Origin of the sequence: Klebsiella sp. H-Nf2, assembly GCF_002806645.1 — a bacterium.
Classification (GTDB): Bacteria; Pseudomonadota; Gammaproteobacteria; order Enterobacterales; family Enterobacteriaceae; genus Klebsiella; species Klebsiella variicola.
Genome location: NZ_PIBL01000012.1, coordinates 52,542 through 76,869 on the forward strand (window position 1 = coordinate 52,542; position 24,328 = coordinate 76,869).

Consider the following 24,328-nt stretch of genomic DNA (forward strand, 5'->3'; position numbering starts at 1 on the left):
ATCAGACTCCCCATTTCGGGATCGGATGGTCGCCCATCGAGATGCAGACGTTTTTCATTTCGGCGAACACTTCAAAGCTGTACTCGCCGCCTTCGCGGCCGGTGCCGGAGGCCTTCACGCCGCCGAACGGCTGACGCAGGTCGCGCACGTTCTGGGTGTTGACGAACACCATCCCGGCTTCAATACCGCGGGCCAGACGCAGCACTTTGCTGACGTCCTGGGTCCAGATATACGACGCCAGGCCGTATTCCACATCGTTGGCCAGACGCAATCCTTCCGCTTCGTCTTTGAACGGCAGCAGGCAGGCGACCGGGCCAAAAATCTCTTCCTGGGCGACGCGCATGCGGTTATCGACATCCGCCAGCACCGTCGGGCGCAGGAAGTTGCCGGATTTCAGATGCGCCGGCAGGTCGGACGGTTTATCCGGGCCACCGGCCAGCAGGGTGGCCCCCTCTTCGATGCCGAGGCGAATGTAGCCGGACACTTTCTCCCAGTGTGGCTTGCTAATCAGCGCGCCGACCTGGGTATTCGGATCGGTCGGGTCACCGACGCGCAGGCGGTTGGCGCGCTCGGCGAAGCGCTTGACGAACTCCGGATAAATACTCTGCTGAATGAAAATGCGCGAACCGGCGGTGCAGCGTTCGCCGTTGATCGAGAAAATGGTGAACAGCGCGGCGTCGAGGGCGCGCTCAATATCGGCGTCTTCAAAAATCAGCACCGGCGACTTTCCGCCGAGCTCCATGGAGTATTTTTTCAGGCCGGCGTTTTTCATGATGTTGCGTCCGGTGGCGGTGCCGCCGGTAAAGGAAACGGCGCGAATATCATGATGGCGCACCAGCGCATCGCCCGTGGTAGCACCATAGCCTTGCACCACGTTGAGCACACCTGCAGGGATCCCAGCTTCCAGCACCAGCTCGCCCAGGCGATCGGCGGTCAGCGGCGACAGTTCGGACATTTTCAGCACCGCGGTATTCCCCAGTGCGAGACACGGCGCGACCTTCCAGGTGGCGGTCATAAACGGCACGTTCCACGGCGACACCAGCGCGCACACGCCAACCGGCTGCACGAGGGTATAGTTGAGCATCTTGTCGTCGACCGGATAGGTCTTGCCGTTCATCTGCTGGCACACTTCGGCGAAAAATTCGAAGTTATGCGACGCCCGCGGGATCAGCACGTTTTTGGTCTGGTGGATAGGCAGGCCGGTATCGGCGGTTTCCATCGCCGCGATCTCCGGGACATTCTGATCGATCAGATCCCCCAGGCGGCGCATCAGGCGCGCGCGCTCTTTCATCGGCAGGTTAGCCCACTTCGGAAAGGCCTCTTTTGCCGCCGCTACTGCCTGGTGGACCTCGGCTTCACCGCCGGAGGCGACTTCAGCCAGTACCTCGCCGGTGGCCGGGTTGGTGGTATGAAAATAGTCTGCGCCGGCAACGTTTTTACCGTTGATCCAATGGTTAATCTTTTTCATGACAGTGTCTCCTCATACGCTTGCTGGCTGATGATATGGTTGACCAGGCGGCCCACGCCCTCGACTTCGACGATCACTTCGTCGCCCGGCACCACATCGGACAGCCCTTTCGGCGTGCCGGTGGCGATCATGTCGCCCGGTTGCAGGGTCATAAACTCGCTTAAATAAGCGATGAGAAACGGGATGCTGAAAATCAGATCGGCGGTGGTACCCTGCTGGCGCAGTTCGCCGTTGACCCAGGTGCGCAGAGCCAGATTATGCGGGTCCGGGATCGCCTCTTTGGCGACGATCCACGGGCCGATCGGCGTCAGGGTGTCGCGGCTTTTCACCCGCAGGTTCGGGCGGTAGTAGTTTTCCAGATAGTCGCGGATCGCGTAGTCGTTGCAGACGGTATAGCCAGTGACATAGTCCATGGCCTCGGCTTCGCTGACGCGGCGGGCGGTTTTGCCGATCACCACCACCAGTTCAGCTTCGTAGTGCATGTATTCGACGTTATCCGGGCGTACCGACTGCTGCTGGTGGCCAATAAAGGTGTTCGGCGCTTTGATGAACACCAACGGCTCGGTTGGCGGCTTAAACTCCAGCTCGCTGGCGTGGTCGGCGTAGTTCAGCCCCAGCGCGAACAGCGTGCCGTCAGCAGGCGGCAACCAGCGGAATTCGCCTTCTTTTAACACCGTGCCATCGTCCAGGTGAACCTGATCGCGTTCATCGACCAGCACGTCGCGTACTCGTCCCTGCCATTCAATGCGTGCCTGTTTCATGCCAGCTCTCCTTCTGCGACAACCGGATTTTCCAGCGCCGGGAAACCGTCGGCGAGAATACGTACGCGGTCGCCGGGGCGCAGCGTGACGCGGGAGTGGGGCGTACCGATGAGGATCGCGTCGCCAGGATTGAGGGTAGCGAACTCGCTTAAGGCGCTCAGCAGCTGCGCGGCGTTACGCTGCAGATCGCCGGTATGCCAGCTATCCGCCTCGCGGCCGTTGATTTCGGTGATGATGGTCAGGTTATCGACGTTGCGCACCGCCGACAGCGCGCCGACGGGGCAGAAGCCATCGCGGCACTTCGCCTTGATCGCCGGGCGATAAAAACTCTCTTCCGGCAGGCTCACGTCGTTAGCCAGCGCGTAGCCGGCGATATAGTTCGCCGCCTGTTCCGCCGCCACTTTACGTGCGGTTTTGCCGACAATCAGCGCCACGGTGGCGCCGCTTTGTACGGTTTCGCCCTGCGGATAGGGGATCGACTCGCCATCGCCAATCACGGTATTGCGCGGCTTGATAAACCAGACCGCGGTTTTCGGCGGGGTCTTGTAGGGGGCCTGTTGAAACGCTTCGCGCCAGGCGTCGAGCTGGCTGCGATGATTGAGCGCAACGGCGAAGATGGTACCTTTCATTCACCACTCCTCTGGAACTCATTTCGGATTCGAAGGGATTTCATTAATATGTTAATGATCATCTTTTATGCTTTGCGGCCAGGTTTAGCAACTGGAAGTGAATGTTTTGTGATCTGATTAACACAATATTTACACTTCAATTACTTATTCGTTTTTAATCAATAAGTTGACTGTTTTTCAGGAAGAGGCTGGTACTTTTCAGGTGCAGAAACCGGTTGTACATGGCAGGATTAAAGCTAATTGTTAAGTTGTTAATAAGTTTTGGATGAGGCTGTAGAGGGGATACTATGCATGATTCATTAACCATTGCCTTGTTGCAGGCGCGTGAGGCGGCGATGGCCTACTTTCGGCCGATCGTCAAACGGCACAATCTCACCGAACAGCAGTGGCGGATCGTGCGAATTCTCGCCGAACGTCCGTCGATGGACTTTCACGATCTGGCCTTTCGCGCCTGTATCCTGCGCCCCAGCCTGACCGGGATTCTGACGCGCATGGAGCGGGATGGGCTGGTGCTGCGCTTAAAGCCGGTTAACGATCAGCGCAAGCTGTACGTCTCGCTGACGCCTGCCGGAACCGCACTGTATGAAAGCGCCCAGGCCGAAGTGGAAGAAACCTATCGCCTGCTGGAGGCCCAGTTCACCACGGAAAAGCTGCAGCAACTGACCTCGCTGCTGGAGGAGTTTATTGCGCTTGGCGTCCCTGCCGGGCGCGGTGATGAAGAAGAGTAGCGGTTACGGCTCGGCGCTCAACCTGGCGAGGGCAATAAGCGTTTCCGTGCGGGCGGGAGCCAGCGGTTCTCTTGGCTGCGGCAGCGGCCAGCCATACAACCAGCGGGCGCTGGCGGCGCAGGTGCGCCCCTGACAGGCGCCCATTCCGCAGCGCTGGGTCAGTTTGGCCTGCGGCCAGCCTCCGGCGGCCGCCACATCGCCGCAGCGTACATCTTCGCAGCGGCAGAGCAGGCTCTCCGGCGTCGCCGCGTTTTTCAAAGATTCCGCCAGCCGGAAGGTACGGTTAATGGCCGCGGCGAAGCGCTGCCAGCGGGCGCGACGGATAAATAACGCCTGCGCTTGCTGGCTGGCCCCGGCGGCGGCATACCCGGCGATTTCGCCCTCCGCCTGCGCCAGCTCGCTACCACCGAAACCGGTGCACTCGCCGGCGGCGTAGATATCCGCGATGCTGGTTTGCTGCCAGCGGTTAACCTGGATCGCCTCCTGTGCCGTGGCGCAGCCAAACAGCAGCCCCGTCTCGATATTGGGCACCAGCCCGTAGCCGATAGCCAGCCGATCGCAGGCGATAGTTCGCTCAACGCCGCGCTGGCGCAACGTCACGGCTTCCAGCCGCGTTGTGCCGTGAGCGCGGATCGCCTGCGCGCCGCTCAGATAGCCTTTCGGAGCCAGCGTCGCTAACTGTCGCAGCTTCTGCGGCCAGCGCCACAGCCCGCTGGCGAAGCGCAGCAGCGCCGGGAGCGGCGCTTGCTCAATGATATTCGTTACGTCGCCTCCGGCCTTGTTCACCGTATCCGCCACCGCCAGCAGCAGCGGACCACTGCCGGCAATCACCACCTTTTCTCCTTTCAGCGACAGGCCCTGTTTGATTTGCGCCTGCAAGCCGCCCGCGCCGGTTACGCCGGGTAAGGTCCAGCCGGGAAAGGGCAGCGACAGCTCGCGCGCGCCGCAGCAGAGGATCAGTTTTTGCCAGTAAACCACGCCAGCGCCGTCGACGGTTTCAAACAGCACGCTGTGCGCGGAGGGACGGGCAATCAGCCGCGCGCCGTTCACCACCCGGATGGCGGCAGACGCGGCGATGGCGTCGCGGTAGCGCCGGGCCAGGACGGGCAGCGTCGCCTGCGGACCGGCACGCCAGATTTGCCCGCCAGGGGCGGGGTTATCGTCGAGAATAATCACCTGTTTATCGCAGGCGGCGGCGGAGAGCGCGGCCGCCATGCCGGCGGGGCCGGCGCCGAGGATTAAAATGTCACAGCGCAGCGTGTTCATCGCGGCTCCTTTCTATTTGCATATCGGACCGGCACAGGGTCTGGCAGGCCAGCACCCGTAGGCCATCGACGGTGACCCGGCACTCCTGGCAGACACCCATGCCGCAAAACGGCGCGCGTGAGTCGCCCTTGACCGCCTGGCGGGTGGTGGGATCGCCGGTCAACGCCAGCGCCGCCGCCACGCTAATGCCTTCCGGCACCGTCAGCGCTTCGCCATCAATGGTGATAGTGAGAGTGGTCTTCATGCGATCGCCTCCTGTTGACACAAACGGGCCGGGAGCCAGGCGTCTGGCGCCAATGGGCAGCGTTCATCGAGGATCTGCGCCGCCAGCAGTTCAGCCGTGGCCGGGGCGGTGGTGACGCCCAGCCCTTCATGGCCCAGCGCCAGCCATACGCCACGGCGCGTGGGATGCGGGCCGATCAGCGGGTTGCCATCCTGCGAGGCGGCGCGCAGGCCGCTCCAGCAGCGGATGATATTCAGCGTCGCCAGCGCCGGCACAAAATGGCGGGCGCGGTCGAGCATCTGCCCCAGTAAGGGCAGATCCAGCAGCCGCTCGCGGTTATCAAACTGACGCGACGAGCCAATCAGCAGCTGGCCGGTCGGCCGCGGCTGAAGGTTAAACGCCACTGAGGTGCCGCCGCCGTGGGCGCTGGCGCCGTAACCCAGCTCAACCAGCTGATGATGCACCCGCGGCCGGTAGCGATCGGTAATCGCCAGCTGGCCCTTTTTCGGTCGCAGCCAGTTTTCCGCTAACAGCGCGTTGGCTTCAAGTCCGCAGGCCACCACGATTGCCCGCGCCTGGAGTCGTTTGCCGCTGGCGAGCAGCACCTGCGGCTCTTCAATCGCCTGGGCGCTGTCGTGCAGGCAGGTGAGATGGTTTCCGGCATCGGCCATCAGCCAGCGGGCGACGTTTGGCGCGTAGACGATACCATCGCCTGGCACCCACAGGCCGCCCGCCAGCCCGCCGCGCAGCAGCGGCTCGCGCCCGGCGATCTGCTGAGGGGTCTGGCGTTCGCTGGGTACCTGATAGCTGGCCATCCGCCGCTGTTTTTCGCCCGCGACGGCCATCTCTTCTTCGCTTTCCGCCAGCCACAGCGTGCCGCAGCCGCGCCAGGCGCAATGGTCGGGCATTCGCGGCGTGATAGCGCGCCAGCGTTCCAGCGACCACGCCGACAAGGCAAGCTCGGCGGGGTCATCATCCATGCACACCAGATGGCCCATACCGGCCGCCGTCGCGCCTGGCTGACCGTTATCGATAAGCGTCACGCTCTGCCCCCGCTTCGCCAGCTGCCACGCGCAGGCGGCGCCGATGATCCCGGCGCCGATCACGATGACATCGCACTGCTTCACGGTGCGATCCCCCAGCAGAAGGGATCGTCAGGGTTGAGGATCAACTGGTTATCGCCGCATACCCAGGCTTCGCCGCGGATCGTTGGAATGATGCCTTCAGCGGTGCGCTGGTAGCTGGCGGTAAACTGGCTGCCGATGATGCTGGCCTGACGCCAGATTTCTCCTGGCTGCAGCTTGCCATCCTGCGCCAGGCAGGCCAGCTTGGCGCTGGTGCCGGTACCGCACGGCGAGCGATCCCAGGCCTTTCCCGGACAGAGTACGAAGCTGCGGCTGTCGGCGGCATCGTCAGCGGCGAACAGCTCGATATGGTCGATAATGCCGCCGTCATCGCCGCGGATCCCCGCCGCTTCCAGCCCCTCGCGTACCGCCCAGGCGTAGTCGGTGAGCTGTGGAATCTGTTCGGGGGTAATGGCGAACGGGTGGTCGTTAATCAGAAAAAACCAGTTACCCCCCCAGGCAATATCGCCGATGACGGGACCCAGCGCGGTCTCAACGCGGATCTGTTTTTTCCAGCGGCGGGCCGGGACGTTTTGCACCGATACGCTGCCATCGTCGTGCAACGTGGCGCTTACGTCGCCGACCGGGGTTTCAATCAGATGTACGCCGGGCTGGATACGCCCAAGCCAGGCCAGCGAGGCGATAAGCCCGATGGTGCCGTGACCGCACATATTCAGAAAACCGGCGTTGTTGAAGAAAATCACGCCAGCGGTAGCCGCTGGCGAGACAGGTTTGCACAGCAGCGCGCCGACCAGTACGTCATTACCGCGCGGTTCGAGAATGGCCGCCTGACGCCACTGGTCGAAGTCGCGGGCAAAGCGGTCGCGGCGCTCCGCCATGTTGCCGCCGCCGAGGTCGGGGAAGCCGTCAACGATCAGGCGGGTTGGTTCGCCGCCGGTATGTGAATCAATAGCTCTCAGCGTAACAGGGGGGCGTGGCGCGATCATCAGACTCTCCGGAAGTTAACAACATGTTTCATCATGCTGGCGCAACCTTCCCCGGCCTGCTTGAGCGCTTTCGTCAGAGAAAATGACGAAATCTGCACAGTAATCAGCACGGTATTTTTCAATTTTTCATAGTTATTTCTTATTAATCATTTGCTTAATGCTGTGGTAAACCGAAAGTGACCATTGCGCCAGTGGATAAATCAGGGGAAGGCGTAAAGCGGATCCAGGATCGCAAAACCGAGGGTTGCTGCTTGAGGTGTTAACAGAAAGTGAATAAATATCCTCCGGTCACTTACATGAGGAGGCCTTATGATCGGTGTTTCTGATGCGGCGCCGCCGCGCGCGGTTAACCAACCTGAGCTGGCCGTCGATGAGTTGAGCCAGATCTGCGAAGGGCTGGCGCGCCAGCGGCCGGAAAATATGCCAGCGCTGCTGAATGCGCTGGCGCTGATTGCGCCCCTGCTCAATGCCATTCCTAATGTGGTCTTTTTTATCAAAGATCGTCAGGCGCGGTATCTGCTGACGAACCTGACGCTGGCCCGCCGCTGTGGTTTCAAAAGCGTCTCCTCGCTGCTGGGCAAAACCTCCGCCGATGTCTTTCCTTCCGCGCTGGGTCAGGGCTACACCGAACAGGATCTTCGGGTGTTGCGGGAAGGGGTGACCCTGCGCGATCAGCTGGAAATGCATCTCTACAATGGCCGCGAGCGCGGCTGGTGTCTGACGCAGAAACTGGCGCTGCGCGATATCAGCGGCCAGGTGATCGGCATGGCCGGGATCTCTCACGATCTGCAGGAGGCCCACGCCCGCCATCCGGCGTGGCAGCGGCTGGCGATCGTCGACGATCATATCCGCCGCCACTATCACCGGCCGATCGCCATGGAAGAGTTAACCGCCTTAAGCGGGATGTCGATTGCGCAGATCGAACGCTACTGCAAACGGATCTTTCATCTCACCCCGCGGCAAATGATCCACAAAGTGCGCCTGGAAAAAGCCACCGAACTGCTGGCTGGCGATACGCCGATTACCGATATCGCCCTGCAGTGCGGGTATACCGATCACAGCGCTTTCAGCCGCCAGTTCAAGGCGATGACCGGCTCGACGCCGCGTGATTTTCGCCTCACGCTGCTCGGATAAACGCTGGCTCACACTTTTGTCGACTGTGCTAATTTCGTCATCGTATTGAGGGAAAACCGACAAGCCGCCGGTTCCGCGACACGTCAATCTGTCAGTGAATATTCACCATTCATTCACTTCGACTTAACAAAATGACGACAAGGAACTGAGCATGAGCAAAAAAGCGATTCACTGGAGCGGCGTATTCCCGGCGGTCAGCACGCAGTTTCGTAGCGATTTCACCCTCGATTTAGACGCCACTCACGCGGTGATGAAAAACCTGGTCAAAGATGGCGTTTCCGGGCTGGTGGTGTGCGGCAGCGTAGGTGAAAACACCTCGCTGAGCACCGATGAAAAACTGCAGATTATCGAGGTGGCGAAGGATGCCGCGGGCGGCAAAATTCCGGTCATCGCCGGGGTGGCCGAGTTCACCACCGCCTTCGCCCAGAAAATGGCGAAAGAGGCGGAGCGCGTCGGCGTCGACGGGATCATGGTGATGCCGGCGCTGGTCTACTCCTCAAAACCGCATGAAACCGCGGCCCACTTCCGCAGCGTGGCGAGCGCTACCGACCTGCCGATTATGGTCTACAACAACCCGCCGATTTACAAAAACGACGTGACGCCGGACATTCTCGCCACCCTGACCGACTGCGACAACATCGTCTGCTTTAAAGACTCCTCCGGCGATACCCGCCGCTTTATCGACCTGCGTAACACCGTTGGCGACCGCTTCGTACTGTTTGCCGGGCTGGATGACGTGGTGGTGGAAAGCATCGCCGTCGGCGCGGAAGGCTGGATCTCCGGAATGTCCAATGCCTTCCCGCGCGAAGGGGAAACACTATTCCGCCTCGCCCGCCAGCAGCGTTACGAAGAGGCGATGGCGCTGTACCGCTGGTTCATGCCGCTGCTGCATCTCGATGCGCGTCCGGATCTGGTGCAGTGCATCAAGCTGTGTGAAGAATTGCTGGGTCGCGGCAGCGCCATTACCCGTCCGCCGCGTCTGGCGCTGGAAGGCGAAACGCGCCAGCAGGTGGTGGCGATCGTTGAACAGGCGCTGGCCACTCGTCCGACGCTGCCGGATGTCGGCCTCTGAGCACAGGAGTCAATATGAATGCATCTCAGACCATGGCGGGACGGCAGTTTATCGCCGGACGCCGTATTGCCAGCGGTGAGGCGACGCTATTGAGCCTGCGGGCGGTGGACGGCGAAGCCACCGGCCACCGCTTTTATCCGGCTTCCCGCGGGGAAGCCGCACAGGCCGCAGAAGCCGCGCAGCAGGCCTTTGCTGTTTATTCACAAACCACGCCGCAGCAGCGGGCGCACTTTCTCAACGCCATTGCTGATGAACTGGATGCGCTGGGTGAGGCGTTTTTTGCTATCGCTGGGCAGGAGACCGCGCTGCCGCAGGCGCGGCTGCAGGGTGAACGGGCGCGCACCAGCGGCCAGTTGCGGATGTTTGCTGGCGTGATCCAGCGCGGCGATACCTTCGCCGCCCGTATTGATACCGCCTTAGCCGACCGTCAGCCGCTGCCGCGCCCGGACCTGCGCCAGTATCAGCAGGCGTTAGGGCCGGTGGCGGTGTTTGGCGCCAGCAACTTTCCGTTGGCCTTTTCCACCGCTGGCGGCGATACCGCCTCGGCGCTGGCGGCTGGCTGCCCGGTGGTGGTGAAGGCCCATCCGGGCCATATGGCCACCGCCGAGCTGACCGCCGAGGCGATCGTCAGGGCGGTGGCGCGGTGCGGTTTACCCGGCGGCGTATTCAATATGATTTTTGGGACCGATATCGGCGCCGAATTGGTCCGTCATCCGGCGATTCAGGCCGTTGGCTTTACCGGTTCGCTGGCCGGCGGTAAGGCGCTGTATCAGTTGGCGCAGCAGCGCCCGCAGCCGATCCCGCTGTTTGCTGAAATGTCGGCGATTAACCCATTGATTATTCTGCCGCAGGCGCTGCAGACCCGGGCCGAAGCGCTGGCGAATGAGCTGGTGGCGTCATTTACCCTCGGCGGCGGGCAGTTCTGTACCCGTCCGGGGCTGATTCTGGCGCTGCGCGGCGCCGGGCTGGAACGCTTTAAGTCGGCGCTGTGCGCGGCGATAGCGGGCTCTTCGCCGCAGGTGTTGCTCAATGCGCCGACCCTTCAGCACTACCGCCAGGGCGTGGCGGCACTGGCGGCGCACCCGCGTATCGAGAAGCTGGCGAGCGGCATCGCTGCCGGCGCCGGGCAGGCGCAGACCCTGCTGTGGCAGGCTCAGGTCGAGGATCTGCTGGCGCAGGATACGCTGCTGCAGACCGAAGTTTTCGGCCCGCTGTCGCTACTGGTGGAAGTGGACGACGCGGCCCAACTGCAGGCGGTGGTGAAAGCGCTGCAGGGGCAGCTCACCGCGACGCTGCACGCCGAGGCGGATGATGGCCCGCTGGCGGCGAGCCTGCTACCGCTGCTTTGCGAAAAGGCCGGACGGGTGCTGTTTAACGGTTATCCCACCGGCGTGGAAGTGTGCGATGCGATGGTCCACGGCGGTCCGTGGCCGGCGACCACCGACGCACGCGGGACCTCGGTCGGCAGCCGGGCGATTGAACGCTTTCTGCGCCCGGTCTGTCTGCAGAACGCGCCCGCCGCCCTGTTACCGCCGGCGCTGCAGGATGCGAACCCTTTGAACCTGCTGCGCCTGGTCAACGGCCAGTGGACCCGGGAAGCGATTTCCTCCTCTCATTGACGCAAGGGCATCACCATGACCATTCACTCTACGCATAACAGTCAAACCCGCGTTGCAGAGTCGGGTAAGTTTAAAAAACAGCTGACCCTAACCGATCTCACGTTTATCGGCCTGGGAGCGATTTTCGGCTCCGGATGGTTATTCGCCGCCAGCCACGTGGCCTCCATTGCCGGTCCGGCCGGGATCGCCTCGTGGGTAATTGGCGGTTTTGCGGTATTGCTGCTGGGGATTGTCTACTGCGAGCTGGGGGCGGCGCTGCCGCGCGCCGGCGGTATCATTCGCTACCCGGTCTTTTCCCACGGTGAGCTGATGGGCTATCTGCTGGGGTTCATCACCCTGATTGCGTTCTCCAGCCTGATCTCGATTGAAATCGTCGCCGCCCGGCAATATGCCGCCGCCTGGTTTCCGGCGCTGACCCAGCCGGGCTCCAGCTCGCCGACGCTGCTGGGGTGGGTGGTGCAGTTCTTGCTACTCTGTTTCTTCTTTGCGCTTAACTACTACAGCGTCAAGACCTTCGCCCGTTCAAACAACTTCATCAGCGTGCTCAAGTTTTTGGTGCCGCTGCTGGTGGTGGTGACGCTATTCACCTTCTTTAAACCGGAGAACCTGCACGCGCAGGGAATTGCGCCGTTTGGCATGTCCGGGGTGGAAGCGGCAATTAGCGCAGGCGGGATTATCTTTGCCTATCTTGGGCTGACGCCGATTATCTCGGTGGCCAGCGAAGTGCAAAAGCCGCAGCGAACCATTCCGATCGCGCTGATTTTATCGGTGGTGCTGTCGACAATTATCTATGTGCTGCTGCAGATTGCGTTTCTCGGCAGTATCCCCACCGAAATGCTGAACGGCGGTTGGGCCGAGGTGAGCAAACAGTTCTCGCTGCCGTATCGCGATATTGCCATTACCCTCGGGATGGGCTGGCTGGCCTTTATGGTGATAAGCGATGCGATCATCTCCCCGAGCGGCACCGGCAATATCTATATGAACGCGACGCCGCGGGTGATCTACGGCTGGGCGAAGGCGGGTACCTTCTTTAAAGCCTTTACCCATATTGATAAAGAGTCCGGTATTCCGCGCCCGGCGCTATGGCTGACTTTTGGACTGTCGATTTTCTGGACGCTGCCGTTCCCCTCCTGGGAACAGCTCATTAGCGTGGTGTCGGCTGCCCTGGTGCTGAGCTACGCCATCGCCCCGGTGACCGCCGCCGGGCTGCGCCGCAACGCGCCGGATCTGCCACGGCCGTTCCGCGTGCGCGCCTTCGGCATCATCGGCCCGGTATCGTTTATGATCTCGGCGCTGATTGTCTACTGGTCCGGCTGGAATACGCTCTCGTGGCTGTTGGGGCTGCAAATCGTGATGTTTGTCGTCTATGTGATGTGCAAAGGTAAGGTGCCGGAACATACCGTGAGCCTGGCGCAGCAGGTGAAATCGTCGCTGTGGCTGATCGTGTTTTATGCGTTGATTATCCTCTTTTCCTGGCTGGGCAGCTTCGGCGGGCTTAATGTTATCGGTCACCCCTGGGATACGGTGCTGGTGGCGGCGATGTCGTTGGGGATTTACTACTGGGGCGCGCGCAGCTGCCTGCCGCAGGCTAATTTTAGCGGAGATGAAGAAGAGTAAGGAGAGCACGATGGAGTCGGTAACCCTTTCGTTACCTGAAGCTTATGACCTGGCGCTGGAAATGCTCAGCGCCAATGGATTTAGCGCCGACCACGCGGCGGCCATTGCCCGTAATGTGGCCGCCGGGGAGCGCGACGGCTGCGCTTCCCACGGCCTGTGGCGGCTGTTGGGTATTGTCGATACCTTGCGTAAAGGTAAGGTATCGCCTGATGCCGAGCCGCATATCCACGACCAGGCGCCGGCGATTGTGCGGGCGGATGCCGGGGGCGCTTTTTCGCTGCTGGCCTACGAGCGAGCGCTACCACTGCTGCTGGAGAAAGCGCGGCACAGCGGTATTGCGGCGCTGGCAATTAACCGCTGCGTCCATTTTTCCGCGCTGTTTGCCGATATTGAGCCGTTGACCGAGGCAGGGCTGGTGGGGCTGGCCTGTACGCCAAGCCACGCCTGGGTCGCCCCGGCGGGCGGCACCCGTCCGCTGTTCGGCACCAATCCTATCGCTTTTGGCTGGCCGCGGCGGGACAAACCGCCGTTTATTGTTGATATGGCGACCAGCGCCGCGGCGCGCGGTGAGATCCAGCTGCATCAGCGTGCCGGCAAAGCGCTACCGGAAGGCTGGGGAATCGACAGTCAGGGACAGCCAACGACCGATGCCGCGGAGGTGCTGAACGGCGCGATGTTAACCTTTGGCGGGCATAAGGGCTCGGCGCTGGCGGCAATGGTCGAGCTGTTGGCCGGGCCGCTTATCGGCGATATGACCAGCGCCGAATCGCTGGCGTGGGATAACGGTGCGGGCGGTCTCCCCTACGGCGGCGAGCTGATCCTGGCGCTGGATCCGCAGCGTTTTCTCGGCGCGCAGGCACAAGAGCAGCTGGCGCGCGCCGAAACGCTGTTCAAGGGGATGCAGGAGCAAGGGGCGCGGCTGCCGGGCGAGCGGCGTTTCGCCTGCCGTCAGCAGAGTGAACGGCAGGGGGTCACTATCAGTCGTTCATTGCATGATGAGATTTGCGCCTTGCGGCCATAGTAAAGTGCGGAGCGCGGCGGGGCCGACCATCAGAGCGACAGGCGCATGGCGCAGCGCGACTCGGGCGGCAGGCCGTGCCGGGTCTCCTGTTCCCTTTTTGCCGCCAGCCCGGCAGGCAGGGTCAGCTCATCGAGCATGGTGAATCCCAGACGGGTATAAAACGGCGCATTCCACGGCACCTCGCGGAAGGTGGTGAGGGTTACCGCTGGATAGCCCATCTGCCGTGCGCCCTCGATAACCTGCTCCAGCAGCATCCGGCCGATGCCCTGATGCTGCCAGTCCTCGTGGACGGCGATTTCGACGATAAATAAGGCGTCGTCGAGCGGTTCGGTCAGAATAAAGCCAATCGGCTGCCCGGCGGCTACCGCCAGCAGGCTATGCTCTGTTTCCAGATAATCATGATGACGCGCAACGCTAATCACCTCGCTGTCCGCCAGCCAGGCGAGAGAGGGGATCTGGCGAAATGCCTGGGCGGCAGAACGTTCAATGGCGGGCAGAAGGGCGATATCGCTCTCCTGAGTCAGGCGTAATACGGCACCGGCAGTTATAGTGTTAGTTTTCATCACCTCAGCATAGCAGCCCTCGGGAGAAAAGTATGGAGCTGACCGCCGTTCCCGCCACGCAGTTCAGCAGCGTGCAGTTAACGGATATTCTCAACGCCTGTTTTGAAGCCTATCTGGTGCCTGTTACCCAGTCGGTGGCGGGATTTGTTCAGCGTTTTAGCGCCGAGGGGATGAGCCTGATCGATTCCCGCGTCTGGCTGGCCGGAGATGAACCGGCGGCGATCGCGATTGTCGCGCGCCGGGGAAGTGCCGCTCGCCTGGCCGCCTTTGCCCTGCGCCCGGCCTGGCGCGGCAAAGGCCTGGGCCGGGAACTGATGCAAGAGCTGCTAATGCGCCTGCAACAGCAGGGGAGCGAGACGGTATCCCTGGAGGTGATCCGCGATAACCACGCGGCCGTCGCGCTATATCAGGCGCTGGGCTTTACGCGACGCTATGGGCTCTGCGGTTACCTGAGCAATGAACCTCTGGCTCCGGTATCGGGTGTATTACAGCTTTATCCCACCCTGGGCCTGCTACGGCGCGCCATTGACGAGAATAATAGTCAGCTCCCCTGGCTGCTGGATCCGCTCACCTTCGCCACCCTGCCATGTCAGGTCGTGACGCTGGAACAGCGCGCCTTCGCGGTACTAACGACGGCGGGCTCGCGGCCTGTACTGCAGTTTCTGTGGGTGGAGCCCGCCGCCCGCCGTCAGGGGCTGGCGCGTGAGCTGCTGGTGACGCTGGCGCAGCAGTTCCCGGGCATTGGTACTTCGGTGACGGTCCCGGAAACGTTTACGCCGCTGTTTGCCGCGGCGGGATATGTGCCGCTATCGCTGCAGCAGTATGAAATGAGCGCAACGATGAATGCCCTGCGGTCAGCAGGGCGTTAAGATTCAGTCGTTACGCGGGTCACTAATCGGCTGGCGAACCAGGAAAATGTAGGCCAGTGCGCCGAGAGCGGTCACACAGCCGCATATAACCAGTGCCAGCTGGAAGGAATGGGTGGTATCGACAATAAATCCGGTCACCACCGGTGCGAATGAAGCGCAGATAAAGCTGGCGAAATTCTGAATACTGCCGACGGAAGCCGTCATTCTTGATGCTACGGCGACGTGGATCAATCCCCAGCAGGACGTTCCGGCAAAATGAATACAGAACAACGCCATACCGATTAACAGCACCGCCGCGATTGAGGTGGTGGCATGGGGCACGATCAGCGTAAACGCCGCGGAGCAGAACATCCCGGCAATAATGCAGATCTTGCGGCTTTTGATCGGGGCCATGCCGCCTTTGACCAGCCAGTCGGTGACGTAGCCATTGATCAGCATACCGGCGGCACCAAACAGGAAAGGAATGGCGGCCATAAACCCGGTACTTTTCAGATCGAGGTTATACGCCGTTTGCAGGTAACCCGGCAGCCATGCCAGATATAGCCACGCGGTATAGTTGATGCCGCTGAAGCCGAACATCATTCCCCACATGGTTTTGTTTTTAAACAGACTGCGCCATTCGGCAAAACTCAGCGGGTCGCGGCGAACGTTGACGCTTCCGGCATTAAGGTAGGCCTGCTCATCGGCGGTGAGGGGGATATCCTCCCGGTTGCGATAAAGCATATACCAGCCGATAGCGACAAAGATCCCCAGTACGCCGATGGTAATAAACATCCAGCGCCAGCCCATCATCAGCATCATCGCGGCAAGGATCGGCGGGCTGATCGCCACGCCAATCGTCGAGGCGGCGTTAAAGAAGCCCATTGGGCGACCGCGCTCTTTAATATTAAACCAGTCGTTGATCACCTTGACGCCGCACGGGTTCATCGGCGCTTCGCCGATCCCCATGCCGATACGCACCAGGACAAACTGGGTAAAGCTGTGCACCATCCCGGAGACCGCCTGAAATAGCGACCAAAAAAACATGCCCAGCCCCAGCATGATGCGTGGACCTTTGCGATCCAGCAGCGGCCCGCAGGGCAGTTGCGCAATGCCATAGGCCAGAGAGAAAACCGATAACAGCGCCCCGATTTCAGTGGCGGTAAGCCCTAACTCCTCGCGAATCGTTAAGTTCGCAACGGACAATGAACTTCGGTCGAGGTAGTTAATCACCGCCGCCAGAAATAACATAATCATTGCCGTTGTTTGAATCTTTTTAATACGAGAACTACGTTGTAGTATATTTTCTAAGGGAGCTGAAAGGGTTTCCGCTTCCCCCTTTTTAAAGTCGGTCTGCGGGTCTATGGTTATATTTTGTGATTCCACGCCTGACTCCTGATTATTATGTTTGAATACCAAGTGACAACGAAGTGTTTAAACATCACCCACCTGTTTCACAGTAAAGTAAGTCGACTTGTTTTCAGCATAAATAACCTTTTTGAGGGCGCCGGATTACGTTTTTGGATTTGTGCTGTTGCTAATCATTTTCTGTTTTTAATCGGTACTTAATGCGCCAGCGATTCATTTTGCTTGAGAGAGTTAATCATGGATTGCTTCGCGGAGTTCAGGTGGTTACGTAGTGCCAGGTTGGCATCCAGATCGCTGCGACAGATGAGTGCGCTCAGGATCGTCATATGTTCATCAATGGCGATGATATTGCGCTGTTTAAGGTCGCTTTCATCCCACTGATAGTGGAAGTGAAAGATCACGGAAATAATTTCAAGTGATTGATTAAAAAATATATTATCAGCAGCGGAAAGCAGCAGCGAATGAAAATCACGATCGAGCTGGGAGAACATACGAAAGCTGTTGCCGATGCTGTCCCGCAGGGTGCGGTGGCGCTCGAGCAGGGTTTTGGCCTGCAGCCAGCGGGCATCGCTGTCCGGCAGATTAAGAAAATGTTGAAGTGCGTGGGTTTCCAGCATCTCCCGCAATTCGAACAGTTGCTCGGCCCAGGATTGCTCAAATTTTTTCATGTTCCACTGGCCGCGCTTTTCGCTTTCAATCAGGTTGTAGCGGCTGAATTTCAGTAAAAATTCTCTGACCACGACCGGGCTGACGCCCGCGGCACGCGCCAGTTGCAGTTCGGAGAACCGCTCCCCGGCGCGTAGCTGACGCTGGTTAATCATGGTAAAAAACGCTTGTTCAAAGAGACGGTTTTGTTCGGTCAGCGAGGCGCTGGAACCATCGAAGCCGTCCTGTACTTCCGGCTGACGAAGGATCTGGTAGTCGTGATTGACCTGGCTCAAGACGCCGCGCTCGCATAAGTGACAAAGGATATGGCGCACCGTGGTGCGGCTGATGTTATACATCTCCGCCAGTGCGCTTTGCGAGGGTAGCGGCGAGGGGATAAAGCCGCGCGCCATATCGTTGATGACCTGGTTAATAACATTGTGACGTAGGTTTTGTGAGCGACTCATAACGTTTTCCTTTTTTATCCATTAAAGCCGGATTTAAAACAGTTTTGTGCGCGACATTTCACAGATTTTGCAATGAGTTTCACTCTGTTTCTATTTTTCATCGATATCTAAGCCAACAAATACGGAGGCAATTATTATGACGTCGATGAATACTTTAGTGTGTCAGGAACCTAAAAAACTACACTGGGAAAAACGCCAGATTCCCATTCCCGGTGACGATGAAGTGCTCATTAAAATAAAAACGGTGGGAATTTGTGGCACGGATATTCACGCATGGGGCGGCAATCAACCTTTTTTTAGCTATCCGCGCGTTCTTGGACATGAAATATGCGGTGAGATAATTGGGCTGGGTAAAAATATTCTTAATTTGAAGAGCGGACAGCAGGTTGCTGTAATTCCCTATGTCGCCTGCCGCCAGTGTCCGGCCTGCCTGAGCGGCCGGACAAACTGCTGCGAGAAGATTTCGGTGATCGGCGTGCATCGCGACGGCGGGTTTAGCGAGTATCTCTGCGTGCCGGTCAAAAATCTGCTGGTGGTGGATGACGTTGAGCCGGAAGCCGCAGCGCTAATTGAACCCTTCGCCATCAGCGCCCACGCGGTGCGCCGCGCCGCTATCCGGGCAGGGGAGCAGGTGCTGGTGGTTGGCGCGGGCCCCATCGGCCTTGGGGCGGCGGCGATCGCTAAGGCTGACGGCGCGCAGGTGGTGGTGGCGGATACCAGCCCGGCGCGGCGCGATCATGTGGCGCAGCACCTTGGTCTGACAACGCTCGACCCTTCCGACCCGCAGTTTATCGAACAGCTGTGCGCAGCCTTCGGCGGTTCTCTGGCGCAAAAAGTGATCGACGCCACCGGAAATCAGTATGCGATGAATAACACCGTTAATTTAATCCGTCACGGCGGCAGCATCATTTTTGTTGGTCTGTTTAAGGGGGAACTGCAGTTCTCTGACCCGGAATTTCATAAGAAAGAGACGACGATGATGGGCAGTCGTAATGCGACGGAAGAGGACTTTGCCAAAGTCGGGCGGCTGATGGCCGAGGGGAAAATCACCGCCAGGATGATGCTGACCCACCGTTACGATTTCAGGTCGCTGGCGGACATTTACGAAAGCGAAGTGATTAATAATCGCCAGCTGATCAAAGGCGTCATTCATTTTTAGCAGGTAATCTTATGAAATCGTTAAACAGACAAGATTTTCCCGGGCCGCAGTACCCGACGCGCGCGATTCAGTTCGGCGAGGGCAACTTTCTGCGGGCGTTTATCGACTGGCAGTTGGATCTGCTGAACGCGCAAACCGATCTGGCGGCAGGCGTGACCATCGTTCGCCCGATCAACACCGCGTTTCCGCCGTCGCTCAATACCCAGGATGGACTCTACACCACGGTGATCCGCGGACTGGACGAACGCGGCGAGGCGGTGAGCGAGGCGCGGATTATTCGCTCCGTTAATAACGAGATCAATCCCTGGCAGGATTTTGCCGGCTATCTGGCGCTGGCTCGAAATCCGGCGATCGCGTTCGTATTTTCAAACACCACCGAAGCGGGCATCAGCTATCACGCCGGAGACCGGCCTGACGATAAGCCGCCGGTTAGCTTCCCGGCGAAACTGGCCCAGCTGCTGCTCGAACGGTTCCGCCATTTCAACGGCGCAGTGGATAAGGGTTGGACGATCATCCCCTGCGAGCTGATTGACTATAACGGCGAGGCGCTGAAGGCGCTGGTGCTGCGCTATGCCGAAGAGTGGCAATTGCCTGCGGCTTTTCGCGACTGGGTTGAAACCGCCAATACGTTTTGTTCAACGCTGGTTGACCGCATCGTCACCGGCTACCCGCGTGATGAAGCAGAAAAGCTGGAAGCGGAGCTGGGCTACCATGATGCTTTCCTCGATACCGCCGAATACTTCTGGCTGTTCGTTATTCAGGGGCCGCAGGCGCTGGCGAAGAAACTGCGCCTTGATCGCTGTCCGCTCAATATTCGCATCGTCGACGATATTCGCCCCTACAAAGAGCGCAAAGTCGCCATTCTCAACGGCGCACATACCTCGCTGGTCCCCGTAGCGTGGTTGTGCGGCGTGGATACGGTTGGCGAAGCGATGCGGGACGAGGCCATTCGGCATTATGTGCAGCAAACCATCGGCGAAGAGATTATTCCGGCGCTCGATTTACCTGCCGATGAGCTACGGCAGTTTGCTGACGCTGTCACCGGGCGCTTTCTGAATCCCTATATTCACCATCAATTGCTCTCCATCGCCCTGAATGGCATGACTAAGTTCCGCACCCGGATCCTGCCGCAGCTGCTGACGACTATCCGCCAGCACGGCGCGATCCCGCCGCGGCTAACGTTTGCCCTGGCGGCGCTTATCGCCTTCTATCGCGGCCAGCGCGACGGACAGGTGTATCCGCTGCAGGATGATGACGTCTGGCTAACCCGTTTTGCCGAAGGATGGGCTCAGGTGGCGAACGGCAGCCCACTGCATGAACTGGTCACGGACGTCCTGCAGGATGCAGCGCACTGGGGTGAGGATCTGACGGCCATTCCCGGCCTTGCCGACCAGGTCACGCGCTATCTGGAAATGATTTTGAGCGCGGGAATGCGGGAGGCTATGGCGCGGCTGTAACGGGGCTGTTGATGGCGGCCAGCCGGGCTGGCCGCTACGCTATTCTCCGAGGCGCTTCCCAGAAAATTATCGTCAAATCCATTCGGGTAAAAACCGGTGGTAGAGTCCGGCTTTCCTTCTCTTTCAGGCAAGCGGATGGCCATGAAAAAACGGATGACCTCGACGCCGCACGATGCGGTCTTTAAACGATTTCTTCGCCACCCGGAGACGGCGAATGATTTCCTCACCCTCTACCTTCCAGAAGCGATCCGCCAGCGGTGCGATTTCGCGACCCTGAGACTGCAATCGGCGAGCTTTATCGATGAGGATCTGCGCGCCTGGTATTCGGACGTCCTCTGGTCGGTACAAACCACCTGCGGTGCGGGGTATGTTTACGTGGTGATAGAGCATCAGAGCTCGCCGGATAACCATATGGCGTTTCGCCTGATGCGCTATGCGATTGCCGCGATGCAGCGCCACCTGGATGCCGGGCACAAAACGCTGCCGTTGGTGGTGCCGATGCTTTTTTATCACGGTGTGACCAGTCCATACCCCTTTTCCCTCAACTGGCTGGATGAATTTGCCGACCCGCAGCTGGCGAAGACGCTGTATGGCTGTCCGTTTCCGTTGATCGACGTTACGGTGATGCCAGATGATGACATCGTGCAACATCGGCGAGTCGCCTTGCTGGAGCTGATGCAAAAACATATTCGCCAGCGCGATCTCAGCGGCATAACGGAGTCGTTGGCGGCCGTTGTGATGCTGGGATACACTAACCGTCGGCAGTTGAGAATACTGTTTCACTATATGCTGCAGTACGGTAATACGGCCGAGCCGGGCGTGTTTCTCCGCCGGCTGGCCCGCCGTCTGCCACAGTATGAGGAGACACTGATGTCTATCGCGCAAAAGCTTAAGCAGGAAGGTCGGCAAGAAGGTCGTCAAGAAGGTCGTCAAGAAGGTCGACTAGAAGGCCGGGAAGAAGGGCACCAGGAGGGCTTGCAGGAAGGAAGCCGGCGCGAGGCGCTGCGTATTGCCGGCAGTATGTTACAAAATGGCCTCGACAAAGAGATGGTACAGAAAATCACAGGGCTTTCGGCTGATGAACTACAGCCGCTGTAGGGTTAACGCTCTGCCACGGCAACCGTTGCCCGGCGCGCAAACCCGCCGGGCAGGATGATTTTAGCCTTCGCTTTTCACCACTTTGATCTCCACCATGCCGATCCCCAACTGACGTGGGGAGTGACCAAGGATATTCCCCTCGTTGGTGGACTGCGGGTCCGGCGGAGTGATGGTCAGGGTGTTGCTGTGCGACGGGTTGTCGAAATGCAGCGTCGTAGTGGTTACGTCATTGGCCAGTGTAAGCACTTGCTCACTGTCTCCCACCCGCACCGGGATCGGCTTATTGGCGTTTGGGCCGTAGGCTTTGGCGGTGATCACCAGATCAAATTTTTCCGGTAGCGGCTCTTTATATTCAATCTTCACGTCGCTGCCCAGCTGGGCGTTGGACCACCGACCCCAGGACTCGGGACGCGAAATGCCGCTGAACTGCTTGACCTCTTCCGGGGCGCCGGCGACGTTAAACACGAAGCTGTCGGCCTTGTAGCGAATATCGTTGTCGACGACTTTTAGCGTCTCGACGTTCCCCTTATAGCGCTCCATATCGATAAGGGTGTCCCTGAAAGCGGTTTTGCCTTGCCACTGCGGCTTATCGACGTGCTGGACCTTCTGCTCACCGCCCAACTGCCCCTGCGAGACGCACCAGTCGGTGGAGAGCGCCAGCTCAGGCGACCACAGTTGCCCCATTTTATAGCAGCGATCGACCCACACGAAATTGTCCCGCGGCGCGAAATCGGCCAGCTGGAAGCGCAACGGCGCGGAGTATTCGCTCTCCGGCAGCGGTTCAACGCGCTGGTCCGATACCCGCAGCAGCAGCGGCAAACGGAAATGGCTGCCGGAGAAAGCGATCATGTTCTTCTGCGAGTCGATGGTGAAGTTTTTCATCTCTTTCGGGAAGTTCCACAGGCGGATCACGTCCGGTTTCCAGGCCAGCACTTTCTCTTTCATATTCAAGAAAATACCGGAGAGCGACTGGCCGGAGAGGCTGCTGCGCCCGAGGCCGATAAAGTTATCGCCGCCGAGAATATCCAGCACCGTCGCGCCGTTATCCATGGTGTTGCGTTTCACCGCCAGCGTCTCCTGCTGCGGTTGATCGCCGCGCAACACGAAGAACAGATTGCTGCGATCGTGCTTGTTGAGATAATCCCAGGCGCTGTTTTTCATGGCCAGGTGATCGGAAGAGACCACGATGACCGTGTTTTTGAAATAGGGTGAGGCTTTGATCTTCTCGATCAGCGCGGCGATATGTTCCTGGCTGCAGCTAACGGCGCTGAAGGAGAGGTTTTTCTTACCGTCCACGTCATAGCGTTTACGCTCGCAGGTGCGCGAGATAAAGCCATCCGGGTGGTGAGTATCCACCGTCAGGGCGAACAGCGAGAAGCGTTTACCGGACCGGGACAGCTCTTCAAATTTTTTCCACGTCTCATCGAGCACGGTGTCGTCATAGAAGCCCCAGTCGTTGCGATAGGCGCGATCCGCTACCGTAGTTTTGAGCTCTTCCGCCCCGAACAGGTGATCGAAGCCGTGGGATTTGAGAAACACGTCTTTGCCGGCAAAGCGCAGGTTGGCTCCCTGCACAAAGTAGTTTTCATAGCCGGAGTTTTTCAGGATATCGCCAAGGCAGATATTCTGCGGAAAGAAGCTGGAGACCGAGGCCGAGGCGTTGCCTTCAAACGGCGCGAACAGCGGAATGCCGCACTGCGAGGCGACCATACCGGCGATGGTGTAATCCGTCCCCGGGAGCTGCATGGTATTGCTGAAATCGAGGCCCTGATCTTTTATTTTGCCGAGCTCAGGGGTGAGGTTAGGAAAGGCGTCGTTATCAAAATAGGTACGCTCAAGGCTTTCGCCATAGATATAGACCAGGTTCAGCTGTGGATTGTCGATATGCTTCGACGGCTCTTTGTAGTACGCGGCAAAATCCGGGTCACCTTCCCGTGACTGCGATTTCACCAGCTCGCTGATCTGATGGAAGGCCGGGCTGGCATCAACGGAGGCCAGCGCCAGCAGCAGCGCCGCCAGGCTGTAACCGACGTGATGAGGATGATGCCGACGGCGGCGCAGCACCCAGCCCAGCGCGCCAAAGACGGCAACCAGCGCGACGCCAACGCCGACGCCCGGCAGAATGTATTTGCCGATCCCGGCGCCAGTCAGGCTGTTGGTCAGGGTATAGAACACCGCGTCGTTGATGCCGTCGCCGGTAAAGTAGTCGCTGGCGTAGAGGGTGATGTTCAGCACCACGAACAGACCTAACACCGTCAGCGTGGCGGCAAACCACCAGGTGTTACGACCCGCTTTCCAGGCATAAAGCACCACCGAAGCTAAAAATAAGGCGATGGATAACAACTCTGACACAGCTCATCCTCATTAGCGCCAGTTGTCGGCTGGCAGAACAGATTACTTTTCACGCCACACTGTAATTGCAGCGCCATCTTGCTGCAATTCTAGCGTCATGAAACTGTGCAGTTATTCAGAATTGGTTTAGATGTTGCCTTTTTTGATCGGTGTCGCATCGGGTGTGGCGGGGAAGCGGAGAGGGAAAAAGGGTAAAAAAACCGTTTCAGGCCGCGCTGCCGTCGCGAAGGCGACAAACGCGGCATTAGCAGTACGTATCAGGAGAGGAAGTTAACGCCCTGTTTTAAGACCAGATCGCAGGCTTTGGTTTTCACCTGTTTCGCCAGCGAGCTGTTGCCAAGCGTATTCAGGTCCAGCTGCTGGCCGTTATTACTATTGAGCAAGCCCTGTAGGCCATCGAGATAGTTGGTGTCTTGTTTCTGTTTTTCCGGCGTGCTGAGTCCCAGTTTATCCAGCACCTGGTTTTTGACGTTATCGGCGCTGGTCACGGAGGCCAGCTTCTGTTGCGCGCAATATGACAGGATCCCGGCCGCATTATTCATGCTGCTGGCGGTCAGAGACTGGTTGCTGCCGCTGAGCAGGCTGGTTAGCGAGGAGACGGACATGCCGCCGCTGCCGGCCTGGGTGCTGCTGCCGCTAAGCTGGCTGGCGGCGCTGTTAAGAGAATCCTGCCAGGAGGCAGCGTGGGCGCCGGCGAGGGTAAATGCACTGGCGGCAAGCGCGGCAAGTAAGCCATTTTTAAACAATTTCATAGACGGACTC

At 59.4% G+C, this 24,328-nt stretch carries 22 protein-coding genes and 1 pseudogene; 10 read left to right on the forward strand and 13 right to left on the reverse strand.

The annotated features are described in order from the left end of the window. Position 1: 1 nt before the first annotated feature. The 4 genes and pseudogenes from hpaE to CWM58_RS28840 form a co-directional block, all read right to left on the reverse strand. Positions 2–1,468, reverse strand: coding sequence for a 5-carboxymethyl-2-hydroxymuconate semialdehyde dehydrogenase (gene hpaE, locus CWM58_RS22605; protein ID WP_100681842.1), 1,467 nt, complete (start codon positions 1,466–1,468; stop codon positions 2–4). Next, complete coding sequence (locus tag CWM58_RS22610) at positions 1,465–2,229, reverse strand: fumarylacetoacetate hydrolase family protein (RefSeq protein ID WP_100681843.1); 765 nt, start codon at positions 2,227–2,229, stop codon at positions 1,465–1,467. Before CWM58_RS22610 ends, hpaE begins: the two co-directional genes overlap by 4 nt. Next, positions 2,226–2,858 carry a fumarylacetoacetate hydrolase family protein gene (locus tag CWM58_RS22615; RefSeq protein WP_100676424.1) on the reverse strand — a complete coding sequence of 211 codons (633 nt, stop codon included), beginning with the start codon at positions 2,856–2,858 and terminating at the stop codon, positions 2,226–2,228. The genes CWM58_RS22610 and CWM58_RS22615 overlap by 4 nt, the downstream gene beginning before the upstream one ends. A gap of 58 nt (positions 2,859–2,916) precedes the next feature. Next, positions 2,917–3,081 (reverse strand): annotated as a pseudogene (locus CWM58_RS28840) (hypothetical protein). Between the two features lie 64 nt (positions 3,082–3,145). Here CWM58_RS28840 and hpaR point away from each other — a divergent pair. Further along, positions 3,146–3,586, forward strand: coding sequence for a homoprotocatechuate degradation operon regulator HpaR (hpaR, locus tag CWM58_RS22620; RefSeq protein ID WP_002887503.1), 441 nt, complete (start codon positions 3,146–3,148; stop codon positions 3,584–3,586). 3 nt (positions 3,587–3,589) lie between these two features. Here the strand turns inward: hpaR and CWM58_RS22625 are convergent, their stop codons facing one another. The 4 genes from CWM58_RS22625 to CWM58_RS22640 are packed head-to-tail and all read right to left on the reverse strand — an operon-like array spanning position 3,590 to position 7,146. Next, positions 3,590–4,852: an FAD-dependent oxidoreductase gene (locus tag CWM58_RS22625; RefSeq protein ID WP_100681844.1), complete on the reverse strand. Its 1,263-nt coding sequence runs from the start codon at positions 4,850–4,852 to the stop codon at positions 3,590–3,592. Next, positions 4,833–5,096, reverse strand: coding sequence for a (2Fe-2S)-binding protein (locus CWM58_RS22630; protein ID WP_100681845.1), 264 nt, complete (start codon positions 5,094–5,096; stop codon positions 4,833–4,835). Before CWM58_RS22630 ends, CWM58_RS22625 begins: the two co-directional genes overlap by 20 nt. Continuing rightward, on the reverse strand, positions 5,093–6,202 hold the full coding sequence (locus CWM58_RS22635; protein WP_100681846.1) for an NAD(P)/FAD-dependent oxidoreductase: 1,110 nt from the start codon (positions 6,200–6,202) through the stop codon (positions 5,093–5,095). The genes CWM58_RS22630 and CWM58_RS22635 overlap by 4 nt, the downstream gene beginning before the upstream one ends. After that, complete coding sequence (locus CWM58_RS22640) at positions 6,199–7,146, reverse strand: 4-hydroxyproline epimerase (protein WP_100681847.1); 948 nt, start codon at positions 7,144–7,146, stop codon at positions 6,199–6,201. Before CWM58_RS22640 ends, CWM58_RS22635 begins: the two co-directional genes overlap by 4 nt. Before the next feature lie 309 nt (positions 7,147–7,455). On the opposite strand from CWM58_RS22640, the gene CWM58_RS22645 reads away from it, so the two are divergent. From CWM58_RS22645 to CWM58_RS22665, 5 genes are all read left to right on the forward strand, one after another. Beyond that, entirely contained in the window at positions 7,456–8,280 is an 825-nt protein-coding gene (locus tag CWM58_RS22645) for an AraC family transcriptional regulator (protein ID WP_061155870.1), read from the forward strand. A 151-nt stretch (positions 8,281–8,431) separates the two neighbouring features. Further along, on the forward strand, positions 8,432–9,352 hold the full coding sequence (locus CWM58_RS22650; RefSeq protein WP_100681848.1) for a dihydrodipicolinate synthase family protein: 921 nt from the start codon (positions 8,432–8,434) through the stop codon (positions 9,350–9,352). A gap of 14 nt (positions 9,353–9,366) precedes the next feature. After that, positions 9,367–10,971 carry an aldehyde dehydrogenase (NADP(+)) gene (locus tag CWM58_RS22655; RefSeq protein ID WP_100681849.1) on the forward strand — a complete coding sequence of 535 codons (1,605 nt, stop codon included), beginning with the start codon at positions 9,367–9,369 and terminating at the stop codon, positions 10,969–10,971. 15 nt (positions 10,972–10,986) lie between these two features. Beyond that, the gene (locus tag CWM58_RS22660; protein ID WP_100681850.1) at positions 10,987–12,588 is read left to right on the forward strand and encodes an APC family permease; all 1,602 of its coding nucleotides are present in this window, start codon (positions 10,987–10,989) and stop codon (positions 12,586–12,588) included. Between the two features lie 10 nt (positions 12,589–12,598). Beyond that, positions 12,599–13,609 (forward strand): Ldh family oxidoreductase, encoded by a 1,011-nt coding sequence (locus CWM58_RS22665; RefSeq protein ID WP_100681851.1) that lies wholly within the window; start codon positions 12,599–12,601, stop codon positions 13,607–13,609. A 29-nt stretch (positions 13,610–13,638) separates the two neighbouring features. On the opposite strand, the gene CWM58_RS22670 is transcribed toward CWM58_RS22665, so the two are convergent. After that, complete coding sequence (locus CWM58_RS22670; protein ID WP_074387147.1) at positions 13,639–14,172, reverse strand: GNAT family N-acetyltransferase; 534 nt, start codon at positions 14,170–14,172, stop codon at positions 13,639–13,641. A gap of 32 nt (positions 14,173–14,204) precedes the next feature. On the opposite strand from CWM58_RS22670, the gene CWM58_RS22675 reads away from it, so the two are divergent. Beyond that, a complete protein-coding gene (locus tag CWM58_RS22675; RefSeq protein WP_100681852.1) occupies positions 14,205–15,041 on the forward strand; it encodes a GNAT family N-acetyltransferase in 837 nt (278 codons plus the stop codon). Between the two features lie 3 nt (positions 15,042–15,044). Here the strand turns inward: CWM58_RS22675 and CWM58_RS22680 are convergent, their stop codons facing one another. Both CWM58_RS22680 and CWM58_RS22685 read right to left on the reverse strand, forming a co-directional pair. After that, positions 15,045–16,406, reverse strand: coding sequence for an MFS transporter (locus CWM58_RS22680; RefSeq protein ID WP_100681853.1), 1,362 nt, complete (start codon positions 16,404–16,406; stop codon positions 15,045–15,047). A 179-nt stretch (positions 16,407–16,585) separates the two neighbouring features. Beyond that, positions 16,586–17,500 carry a GntR family transcriptional regulator gene (locus tag CWM58_RS22685; RefSeq protein WP_100681854.1) on the reverse strand — a complete coding sequence of 305 codons (915 nt, stop codon included), beginning with the start codon at positions 17,498–17,500 and terminating at the stop codon, positions 16,586–16,588. Between the two features lie 136 nt (positions 17,501–17,636). Between CWM58_RS22685 and CWM58_RS22690 the strand changes: the two genes are divergently transcribed. The 3 genes from CWM58_RS22690 (at position 17,637) to CWM58_RS22700 (ending at position 21,214) form a co-directional block, all read left to right on the forward strand. After that, positions 17,637–18,659, forward strand: coding sequence for a zinc-binding alcohol dehydrogenase family protein (locus CWM58_RS22690; RefSeq protein ID WP_100681855.1), 1,023 nt, complete (start codon positions 17,637–17,639; stop codon positions 18,657–18,659). 11 nt (positions 18,660–18,670) lie between these two features. Further along, positions 18,671–20,116 (forward strand): tagaturonate reductase, encoded by a 1,446-nt coding sequence (locus CWM58_RS22695; protein ID WP_100681856.1) that lies wholly within the window; start codon positions 18,671–18,673, stop codon positions 20,114–20,116. Between the two features lie 135 nt (positions 20,117–20,251). Further along, positions 20,252–21,214 (forward strand): Rpn family recombination-promoting nuclease/putative transposase, encoded by a 963-nt coding sequence (locus CWM58_RS22700; RefSeq protein ID WP_162678026.1) that lies wholly within the window; start codon positions 20,252–20,254, stop codon positions 21,212–21,214. Between the two features lie 60 nt (positions 21,215–21,274). Here the strand turns inward: CWM58_RS22700 and opgB are convergent, their stop codons facing one another. After that, entirely contained in the window at positions 21,275–23,566 is a 2,292-nt protein-coding gene (gene opgB / locus CWM58_RS22705; protein WP_100681857.1) for a phosphatidylglycerol--membrane-oligosaccharide glycerophosphotransferase, read from the reverse strand. 257 nt (positions 23,567–23,823) lie between these two features. Beyond that, on the reverse strand, positions 23,824–24,318 hold the full coding sequence (locus CWM58_RS22710) for a DUF2501 domain-containing protein (RefSeq protein ID WP_061155858.1): 495 nt from the start codon (positions 24,316–24,318) through the stop codon (positions 23,824–23,826). Positions 24,319–24,328: the final 10 nt, after the last annotated feature.